Genomic DNA, 10,638 nt, shown 5'->3' with positions numbered 1-10,638 from the left:
ATTTGCACTATTGATAATATTTTACTCAAATATATCTGTTGCCTCTGCTCCTACTTCCTGGCAATTTGGATTTCCTGCTCCTGCAACTGAAGTAATGGAGGCTGTAGTTAGGTCACATTCGTTTGTGATGCTTGTGATGGTTACAATAATGCTTTTTGTGTGGGCGCTGCTTGCTTATATAGTGTTTCGCTTTCGTAAAAGCAAAGTAACAAACATAAGTAAAACTACCCATAGTGTTCCTTTAGAAATTATTTGGTTTGTTATACCAACTATCATTGTTGGAATATTAGCCTTTGAAAACGCTAAATTACTGAAGCTACAGGAAGAAATACCGAAAGCTGATATAACACTGAAAGTTATTGGCCATCAATGGTATTGGAGTTACCAATATCCAGAATATCAAGGTGTGTCATTTGATAGTTATATTAAGGGAAAAGAAGACTTTATCGAAGGAGATTTAAAGCTATTCTCTGTTGATAACAACATCATTTTACCCGTTAATACTAACGTTCGTTTACAAGTTACAGCAGGAGATGTGATACACAGTTGGGGAGTACCGGCTTTCGGTGTAAAAATTGATGCGATACCAGGTAGGCTGAATGAGGTGTGGTTTAATATCAAAAAGCCTGGTGTTTATTATGGGCAGTGCTACGAATTGTGTGGTCAAGGCCATGGATTTATGCCAATTGTTGTTGAAGCAGTAAGCAAAGAAGATTTTAATAAGTGGATTGAAAATAGAAAATTAGTGAGTTAAATTTGGAGTATAGATATGAGTGACGTACCAAAGGGCATAAAGCGTTGGTTGTTTTCCACCAATCATAAAGATATAGGGACACTGTACATTATTTTTTCCATATTAGCTGGAATTATTGGTGGATTATTATCGGTGATTATTCGCACTCAGCTAATGCACATTAATATACTTAACAATAGCTATCAATTATATAACGTAATGGTTACAGGGCATGCGTTGATAATGGTGTTTTTTATGATAATGCCAGCCCTCATGGGAGGATTTGGTAACTGGTTTGTACCTCTCATGATTGGCGCACCAGATATGGCATTTCCTCGTATGAATAATTTAAGTTTTTGGTTATTAGTGTCATCTTTTATTTTGCTCATTCTCTCAGTGTTTATTGGTGAAGGTCCAGGTACAGGTTGGACTTTATATCCACCTCTATCACAGGTAATGTCCCATCCAAGTGCAGGAGTTGACATTGCTATACTTGCACTTCATGTTGCTGGTATGTCGTCAATTGTTGGGGCGATCAACTTTATAGTTACTATATTTAACATGCGCACAAAAGGAATGTCATTAACTAAGATGCCACTGTTTGTTTGGTCTGTCTTGCTAACAGCATTTATGTTGATTGTTGCCTTACCAGTGCTTGCCGGTGCTATAACTATGCTTCTTACTGATCGCAATATTGGTACTTCCTTTTTTGATCCTGCCGGTGGCGGCGATCCTGTGTTATTTCAACATCTATTTTGGTTTTTTGGTCATCCAGAAGTTTACGTAATTATTTTTCCTGCATTTGGCATCATAAGTCAGGTTGTATCAACTTTTTCTCACAGACCTGTATTTGGTTACATAGGGATGGTTTATGCAATGATAGGTATAGCAGTATTTGGCTTTATGGTTTGGGCTCACCATATGTTCACTGTTGGGCTTAGTGCTGACGCTGCTGCATTTTTTAGCACTACCACAATTTTTATCGGTGTTATAACTGGTGTAAAAGTCTTTAGCTGGATTGCAACTATGTGGGGTGGAGCAATTGAGTTTAAGACCCCTATGCTATTTGCACTAGGTTTTATTTTCATGTTTGTTGGCGGTGGCATAACGGGAATAATTCTTTCTCATGGTGGAATAGATAAGCTCCTGCACGACACCTATTATGTTGTTGCTCACTTCCATTATGTCATGTCACTTGCTGCATTATTTGGAGCTTTTGCTGGCTTTTATTATTGGATTGGTAAAATGTCGGGTAAACAATATAATGAGCGCTTAGGTCAAATCCACTTTTGGCTTACTTTTATTAGCACCAATATCACTTTTTTACCTCAACATTTCTTAGGATTAGCTGGTATGCCAAGGCGTATACCTGATTATCCTGATGCGTTTATCCCTTGGAATTATATATCCTCAATTGGTTCGTATATGTCCTTTGTTTCAGTTATGTTTTTTGTGTTTATAGTTATACATCTTTTTAAATGGGGCAAGAAAGCTGGAGATAATCCTTGGGAAGGTGACACCTTGGAATGGACGGTATCTTCACCACCGCCTTTTCATACTTTCGAAAAGCCACCAGTGGTAAAATAGAATGTACACAAGTGTTTTGCTAAATGTTGAATCAACAATACTGGATTTTTGGCGTTTGCTGAAGCCAAGGATAATGTATCTTGTGGTATTTACTGCAGTTGCTGGTATGGTTACTGCACCAGGTAGTATGCACCCTTTTCTAGCACTAATATCTCTTATATGTGTTGCTCTTGGCTCAGGATCTGCAGGTGCTATAAATATGTGGTATGACAGAGACATAGATCTGCTCATGGAAAGGACAAAAAACCGCCCTATACCCTCAGGTAGAGTTTCTGCAGAAAGTGCGCTTGAATTTGGTGTAACTCTTGGAATATTGTCAGTATTTATCATGGCAATAGCAGTAAACTATATTTCTGCTGCTTTGCTTGCTGTTAGCATATTATTTTACGTTTTCATATATACAATTTGGCTAAAAAGGCGTACTCCGCAGAATATCGTTATCGGTGGTGGAGCAGGTGCTTTCCCTCCAATGATTGGCTGGGCAGCTGTGACTAATTCTGTCAGTTGGGAAAGTTTCATTTTATTTTTAGTAATTTTTATGTGGACTCCACCACACTTTTGGGCCCTATCTTTAAATAAGTCTGAAGACTATGCAAAGGCATCGATTCCAATGTTCAATATTGTTTATGGTCCGGAAAAAACAAGAAAATATATATTAATTTATAGTGTTTTGCTGGTGCTAACTAGCTTGCTTCCGGCTCTATTTTTGAAAAAGGCTTTACTTTATCTAAGCATGGCAACCTTTGAAGGTTGCGTTTTTATTTGGTACGCTGTATCTGTTATGAAGTTCAAGAATCACAGCTCACAGAAAAAAATGTTTTCTTATTCAATTTCTTATCTATTTTCCCTATTCGCCAGTATTATTTTTTGTTCTATTGATTTATTTTAGTTATGAAAGAACGGCAGAAGCATAAAAACTATTTTTTACTTTTCCTTTTGGTAATGCTCGTTGTCACACTTTTTTTTGTTTCTATAATAAAATTTAAAGGTGCAGCTTAAACTACCTTTAGAAATTGTGCTTTCATAAAAGCAACTATATACTTTGTTAACCGATATAAACAAAGATGAGTAAAAAAGAAGTGATAATATATACGGATGGGGCGTGTTCTGGTAATCCTGGAGCGGGAGGATGGGCAGCTATCATATTATTTCAAGATTACAGAAAAGACATTTATGGTAGAGAAGAAAATACCACAAACAATAAAATGGAGTTAACAGCGGTGATCAATGGGCTGAAAGTATTGAAATTTTCTTGTAATATTAATTTATATACGGATAGTCTTTATGTTAAGCATGGCATAACAGAATGGATAAATAAGTGGAAAATGAATGGCTGGAAAACAAGTAATAAAAAATCAGTAAAAAATATGGAATTGTGGAAAGAGCTAGACAACGTTGCTTCACAACACGAAATTGATTGGAAGTGGGTTAAAGCACACAGTGGCGATAAGTATAATGAGGAGGCTGATAGTTTAGCAAGAAAAGCAATAATCGATGCTTAAAAAAATTACTATATTATTTTCCGTAGCTTTATTATTCATATTGTGCTTCTTTATTTTTTTAAAGCCTTTAGAAATCAATATTAATTATATTGATTTTTATGTTAAACATAAAATATCAAAAATATTTGTTGGCTCAAGCGTTAATATGGAGAATACCTCAGTTGTTTGGCAGAAAGATGGCAAAGATCCGTATTTAGTCATTACGGATTTGGCAATAGCAAACCCTAATTTTACTATAAAAGTTCCTGAGCTTTTTGTACATTTTAAGTTAAGTTCCTTATTTAAAGCTAGCACAAATCTCTCTCAGGTTTCAGCTGATAATGTGCATGTATGTATCAAGAGAGAAGAAACTAATGTTAATCCGCAAAACTCATTAGACCTTTTGGATAATCATTATTTAAGTAGTAACCGCCTTCCTTCGGTGTCATTCCAGCGCGTGACGCTGGAATCTAGAAAAAAAGAAACAAGTAGTCAAGCTACTTGGATGACAAGGACGAGTGCTGGGATGACAGGAAAAAAAGATACTGGGATGACAGGGAAGAATTTCAAGATGACAGAAAGTAGTGCAAAAAATCTATTAAAAACAATAAGGGAATTTTTTTTTGACTTAAATGCGGATTCAAAAATTGAATTTACTAACATCGCTATTGATAAAAGCACAGAAGATGAATTTTTTATTGATAAATTATATATAGGGAAGGGGGAAGATTTTAATGTTTTAGATATTCATGTGAATACAAAAGATGGAAAGGGATTTTTGGATGATTTATCAATTACGATAAAAAATCGCAACAATTTGCTAAATGTGTACGGGACATTTTATGATCTAAAATTGGGACTATTGAGCAAGTTTTCTACATTAGTTAAAAGCTACAATTTGGACAAAAATATAGGATTCAAAGGAAGCTTCTCAGTGAAAATTAATAAAAAGGATGAAATTGTAGATGGAAATATATACGTATTGAATACAGAAAATTATTTGAACAAAAATTTGGCCTTAACTAATGTAAATATAAATTTAACATATAGTGATGGAATTATTAGTGTAAAAAACTTCCATTTTAAGTTAAATGACACGTATCTCTCTTTGATAGGCAAAATGAACTTTAGTACAAGTCATGCTTTGCTTAGAATTAATATTAGTAAGTTTGCTGCAAAGGATTTATGTACTTATATACCAGATAGTGTAGTAAATAGTAAATTTAAAAGCTGGTATTGTGATAATATTGATGGGGATGTTTTAAATACCATTGTAAGTTTCAATGGCAAAATTAACAATTTGGTTGATGACGATCTGTCAGACATTGTAATTGTTGCTGATATAGAAAACGGTAGCGTAAAATTTGATGAAGATTTTGAGCAAGTAAAGGAATTAAAGGGTGATTTGATCATCAAGAATAACGATCTTGAAATTACTGTAAATAGCGCTAAGTTTCAGAATTTCACTGTTAATGGTGGTGATATTGAAATGAAATCTCTAAATAAGGAAGATTCAGTTCTAACCATTAATGGCAAAGCTGTAAGTGATGCGTATGGTTTATATGAGCCTATAAGATTTAAGCTGGATGATGTGGTGAAGGTTGAAAGGGATAAAGTAAGTGGAATGGCAAAATCCGTATTTAATTTTCGCATTTTTAATCTAAATGCTGATGACAAAAAAGTAGACTTCTCAGCAAATTTTCATTCTGAAATTGACAATTTGGCCGTCTATAATGCAAGTCTTGGTAAATATGATATTAAGCTTAGTTTTGGCAGTGACTTTATAGATTTAAATGGTAGTGGTATGGTGAATAACACACAGCTATTATTTGACCTGAAAAGTAGCAATAGGAATGAAAGTTTCGCCTGGAATTTGACCGGAGATTTACCCGCTCAAATATTTAATTTTGATAGTGGCTATGTCAGTGCAAATTTAGAGTCAGTGATAAATCAAGATAAGACGGGGTATGTTAATGGTGATATAGATTTATCAGAATTTGAATCACATTCAAGCTACTTAGGGTGGAAAAATCGCTTTGAAGATCACAATAAAATTTTGTTTTCTACAAGGTTAAAAGGAGCAGGTGAATTGTTAGTAGATAAATTAGACATTGTAGGAAATGACCTAGATATAAAATTCAGCGGAAGAGTAGAAAATGGAAATTTATATTTAAATTCTAGTAGCTTTAAATTGCCTGATAATGATTTTAGTATAGAAATTGAATCAGGTAAGGAGAAAAATGCCATAACTATTTATGGTGAGGAAATTAACTTAAGTGATATTTTAGGCTTGCTTGGCAAAAACAGTAATGGATTAAATAAAGATATAGAGATTAGTATGAATGTTGACAATGTAATTATGAAAGAAGGCATCGTTATCAAAAATACTAAGCTGAATGTAACCTGTACTAAAGGTAATTGCAATGGAAGTCAATTTACAGGGCAGTTTCTGGAAGATAGCAGCAACATACTAGCAGAATACAGTGGAATAGGGCTCGAAATATATGCGGATAATTCAGGTATGCTTTTGCGTTCCTTAGGCATTAGTAAATCAATTAAAAACGGCAAATTGTCTTTTTATCTCTCTCCTCAGAGAGAAAGTGGAGAACATTATGGTACGTTATCCATTAGCAATTTCTACATCAAAGATGCTCCACTACTTACTACTTTATTGTCGATGTCTTCATTGCCTGGCATTGTAAATGCCATAAAAAATGAAGGTGTATACTTTTACAAATGTAATGCACCTTTTTCATACAAAGATGGCACTATTGAAATTGAAGAATCTTGGCTTGAAGGGGCGGAGTTAGGTATTAGCACTGGTGGTAAGCTCGATATTAGAAATTATAAATTCCAGGTTGCAGGACAAGTAATACCAGCATATTTAATTAATAAATCTTTGTTAAAAATTCCTATAATTGGAAAACTTCTTACTGGTGGGAAAAGTAGGGGAATCGTTTCAATAGACTATAAAGCAAGTGGTGATGACAAAAACAATAACGTATCTGTTGATCTTATCTCTTCGCTAACTCCAAACCTATTAAAGAGGTTATTGGGAGTGTTTGATCGCATTATGACAAAAACTAACGAAAGTGGCTTAAAAGGTGGTGTGAAAAAGAAATTTGGTTCGATATGACCAAAAGGGAAGTTATTTAACAAAATTATGGACAAAAATGCAAGAATTTCAGAATGATCTACCTGGTTTTTTATTTAGTTGTTTAAGTAATACCACTCCCTTTAACCTCTCTATATTTGCTGAACAACTAAAAAGGGTAGGGGGGTGGTTGTAAATTGTATCTGTTCAGCAGAGTGGCAAAATAAGGTAGACGAGAAAAGACAACTATAGGAACAAATGGGTGTCATGCCAGTGCGTGACACTGGTTTCCATCCAAAAGGGTGTCATTCCAGTGTCAGCTACTTTCATGACATCGTTTACTATGTGCCATATTGTAATGTTCGTACAGTTGTGGAATGAATCGCGGTATGACGTGTTGCTTGGGTCAGCTATAGTATAAATATACTAGGGGTTATAGTTTTCTTATGCTGCCTTTTTGTTATTAGACAACCACAATATAAAGGAGTGAAACGGATGCAAACAGTAGTGCATTTCTGCACCAAACGTATTACCTTTAACGAATAGTAAAATGTGAGATTTTTTGGAACTACCGTGGAGCAACTGCTCCACGGTTTCATTCTACTTAGAATCCACCCATGCCACTCATTTCTCCTGCACCCATAGGAGATGAAGCATTTTCTTTGCTTGGTACATCAACTATCATAGATTCAGTAGTTATCAGCACACTCGCAACAGATACCGCTGTTTCAAAAGCAATACGCACCACTTTTGCTGGATCAATCACACCAGCTGTAAATGCATTAGCGTAATTCATAGCCTCAACGTTGTATATAAGCTCTTTATCATTCTGCTTAATCAAATAGTCAATTATAACAGCAGATTCAAGACCAGCATTTTTGACTAACCTTCTAATTGGAGCACTGAGAACTTTCTTGATAATGTTTATGCCTATTTGTTCCTCGTCACTTGCACCTTTTAATTTGTCGAGAACAGATGAAGCATAAAGAAGCGCAACCCCACCACCTGGAACTATACCTTCTTCAATTGCAGCTCTTGTTGCATGCAGCGCATCTTCGACTCTATCTCTACGTTCTTTAACTTCCACTTCAGTTGCTCCACCAACTTTGAGCACAGCAACGCCACCTGATAATTTCGCTAAACGTTCTCTTAGCTTTTCTTTATCATAATCAGAAGTTGAAGTTTCAATTTGAGATTTAATCTGCTCGATTCTAGCTTTCACACTGTCAGAATCGCTATTTTCGCTGACAACTGTGGTATTATCTTTAGTAATTTTAACATTTTTAGCCGTACCAAGATCATCAAGCGTGAGATCTTCCATCTTGATTCCAAGTTCATCTTTTATGACGTACTTAGCACCAGTTAAAGTTGCTATGTCTTCGAGCATCTCCTTTCTTCTGTCACCAAAACCTGGAGCTTTTACTGCAGCAACTTTTAAACCACCACGCAATTTATTGATAACTAAAGTGCTTAATGCTTCACCTTCGATATCCTCTGCAATAATAACCAAAGGTTTACCAGATTTAACAATAGCTTCAAGAATAGGAAGTAAAGGTTGAATAATATTTAATTTTTTCTCTGTAATTAATAGATAAGGATTATCAAGCTCCACGATCATTTTTTCATTATTTGTAATAAAATACGGAGAGAGATAACCGCGATCAAATTGCATGCCAGTAGTCAGCTCAACTTCTAACTCTTTTGAACCTTTACTCTCTTCAACAGTTATTACACCCTCTTTTCCAACTTTTTTCACGGAATCAGCGATACTGTTACCTATATCCTTATCACCATTTGCAGAGATTATTGCAACTTGTGCCACTTCGTCTATTTTCTCTAGAGAAATTGTACGAGACATTGACGCAATTTCCTTTAATATTACATCTTTTGCCTTCTGTATTCCGTTTTTAATACCAACACGATCGTTTCCAGCAGCAATTGATTTTGAAGCTTCCATTATCATGTTGCTAGTTAGTATTGAGCACGTTGTTGTACCATCACCAACTTTATCGTTACATTGAGAACAACTCTGTGCAAAGATGCTTGCTATCGCAGCGTTTAATGGTTTTTCAGGCTTGATACCCTTCATCACCTTATAACCATCTTTTGTAATTTCTGGTGCTCCATAGGGCTTATTAATCCCTACTGTTTTTCCTCTAGGTCCTGCAGTTATTGCTACCGTTGAATCCACTATTGCTGCAACTTCACGAAAGGCTTCTTGCAACTGCTCACCTGATACTACTACATTAGTCATTTTTATCACCTCTTGTTAATAAAAAATTTAGAAAACTACAATAAAATCATTTACAATGCGCTATGTTGCGCTTTGTTTCAGTTTAGTAAAATAAAGACTGCTACTTAATGACAGCAAGTATATCGGACTCTTTCATCACGATAAGCTTCTCATTATTATGTTCTATTTCTGTACCAGCCCATTGGCGATAGAACACTTTATCACCAGCTTTCACAGTTAAAGTTACGCGTTCGCCACTTGAATTGCGTGAACCTTCACCAATTGCTATAACTTCACCTTTAGTAGGTTTCTTTTCAGCACTTGATGGAAGCACAATTCCACCTTGCTTTTCTTCGCTAATAGGCTTGATCAGCACGCTATCATCTAATACATTTAAACTTATACTTGACATTTGTTTTTCCTCATCAACAAATTAACTTATGAGTTTATATATATATACTCGTAAGTTAGATTTCAAGGGCTGGAGCTTGTAAAATATGCACGCCAAAAGCAGTTTCTAAAAGAGCCTAATGTTATATAATAAAATTTAGATTTATTTATAGAGATTTCATGAGTTATATACCATTTTTAAGTCGTGGTGTGATAGTGCTATATGGGCCTGACACTAGAGATTTTCTGCAGGGTATTATAACCAATGATATTAATAAGTTGGATAGCCAAAAAGCCATTTACTCTTTATTGCTTAGCCCTCAGGGAAAATATCTATATGATTTTTTTCTTATTGAATATGGTAAATACACCCTCTTGGAGTGCGAAAACATGCACTTGCAGCAAATAATCGAGAAACTAGATTTACTTAAAACTTATTTGAGGGTAAAGATTAAAGACGTTAGTGCACTATATAAGGTTGGGGTTTTGTTTAATACTAAGTTGGCGGAGTGTAGTAGTAAGTCACAAGTTATTTTTCAAGATCCAAGGCACAAGCTGCTAGGAATGAGGATCATACATAAAGATGAAATGAAAGAGCCGGTTGGGGATTTTACTCAGTATGAAAAAGTCAGAATTCAAAATCTCGTTCCAGATGGAGCGAAAGATATGGTGCAGAATTCATCGTTTCCGCTGCAATTTTTAATCGATAAAGTAAACGGTATAAGCTTTAATAAGGGGTGTTATATAGGTCAGGAAGTTGTAAATCGAATGAGCAGACAAGAAATATTCAGAAGAAAACTTTACCTTGTTGAGGGGGATAACGCACTTCCAGATATTGGCACTAAAGTGACAAATGAAAACAATGAGGAAATAGGGGAACTGCGCTCTAGTGTAGACAACATTGGATTTGCATTGCTTAATACTGGAAAGAGCCATGCAAATTTATATGCTGGTGGGGTCAAGTGCGTTAAGACGTTGAAGTCTTAAGGTAGCCCATATAGAAACGAAAAACTTGCTTGACAAACTCCGCCAGCCCCCTTATCATGGCATTGAAGGTATTCAGTTATCTTCATCTGTGCAGATTAAACAGCAAGAAAACAACGTAGTTGGCGTCTTATTT

The 10,638-nt window shown here is 35.3% G+C and carries 9 protein-coding genes; 7 read left to right on the top strand and 2 right to left on the bottom strand.

What is annotated here, in order from left to right; all coding sequences use genetic code 11:
- From coxB to OZD62_RS04210, 6 genes are all read left to right on the top strand, one after another.
- The coding region (gene coxB, locus OZD62_RS04235; protein WP_275019497.1) for a cytochrome c oxidase subunit II at window positions 1–754 on the top strand (754 nt) is incomplete at its 5' end.
- Between the two features lie 15 nt (window positions 755–769).
- Window positions 770–2,320: a cytochrome c oxidase subunit I gene (ctaD, locus tag OZD62_RS04230; RefSeq protein WP_275019496.1), complete on the top strand. Its 1,551-nt coding sequence runs from the start codon at window positions 770–772 to the stop codon at window positions 2,318–2,320.
- Between the two features lies 1 nt (window position 2,321).
- A complete protein-coding gene (locus tag OZD62_RS04225; RefSeq protein WP_275019495.1) occupies window positions 2,322–3,209 on the top strand; it encodes a heme o synthase in 888 nt (295 codons plus the stop codon).
- Between the two features lie 175 nt (window positions 3,210–3,384).
- On the top strand, window positions 3,385–3,822 hold the full coding sequence (rnhA, locus tag OZD62_RS04220; RefSeq protein ID WP_010082655.1) for a ribonuclease HI: 438 nt from the start codon (window positions 3,385–3,387) through the stop codon (window positions 3,820–3,822).
- Window positions 3,815–6,937 carry a YhdP family protein gene (locus OZD62_RS04215; protein WP_275019494.1) on the top strand — a complete coding sequence of 1,041 codons (3,123 nt, stop codon included), beginning with the start codon at window positions 3,815–3,817 and terminating at the stop codon, window positions 6,935–6,937. The genes rnhA and OZD62_RS04215 overlap by 8 nt, the downstream gene beginning before the upstream one ends.
- Window positions 6,938–7,153: 216 nt before the next feature.
- Window positions 7,154–7,276, top strand: a complete 123-nt coding sequence (locus OZD62_RS04210) for a hypothetical protein (RefSeq protein ID WP_255703183.1) — start codon at window positions 7,154–7,156, stop codon at window positions 7,274–7,276.
- 223 nt (window positions 7,277–7,499) lie between these two features.
- On the opposite strand, the gene groL is transcribed toward OZD62_RS04210, so the two are convergent.
- On the bottom strand, window positions 7,500–9,149 hold the full coding sequence (gene groL / locus OZD62_RS04205; protein ID WP_010962503.1) for a chaperonin GroEL: 1,650 nt from the start codon (window positions 9,147–9,149) through the stop codon (window positions 7,500–7,502).
- A 100-nt stretch (window positions 9,150–9,249) separates the two neighbouring features.
- Window positions 9,250–9,531 carry a co-chaperone GroES gene (locus OZD62_RS04200; protein WP_173862895.1) on the bottom strand — a complete coding sequence of 94 codons (282 nt, stop codon included), beginning with the start codon at window positions 9,529–9,531 and terminating at the stop codon, window positions 9,250–9,252.
- Window positions 9,532–9,698: 167 nt separating this feature from the next.
- Between OZD62_RS04200 and ygfZ the strand changes: the two genes are divergently transcribed.
- Window positions 9,699–10,505, top strand: coding sequence for a CAF17-like 4Fe-4S cluster assembly/insertion protein YgfZ (gene ygfZ, locus OZD62_RS04195; RefSeq protein WP_010962504.1), 807 nt, complete (start codon window positions 9,699–9,701; stop codon window positions 10,503–10,505).
- Window positions 10,506–10,638 lie beyond the last annotated feature (133 nt).

This window comes from Wolbachia endosymbiont of Drosophila seguyi (genome assembly GCF_028981765.1).
In the GTDB taxonomy this organism is placed as follows: domain Bacteria; phylum Pseudomonadota; class Alphaproteobacteria; order Rickettsiales; family Anaplasmataceae; genus Wolbachia; species Wolbachia pipientis.
This window is presented reverse-complemented; position numbering and strand designations above follow the sequence as displayed.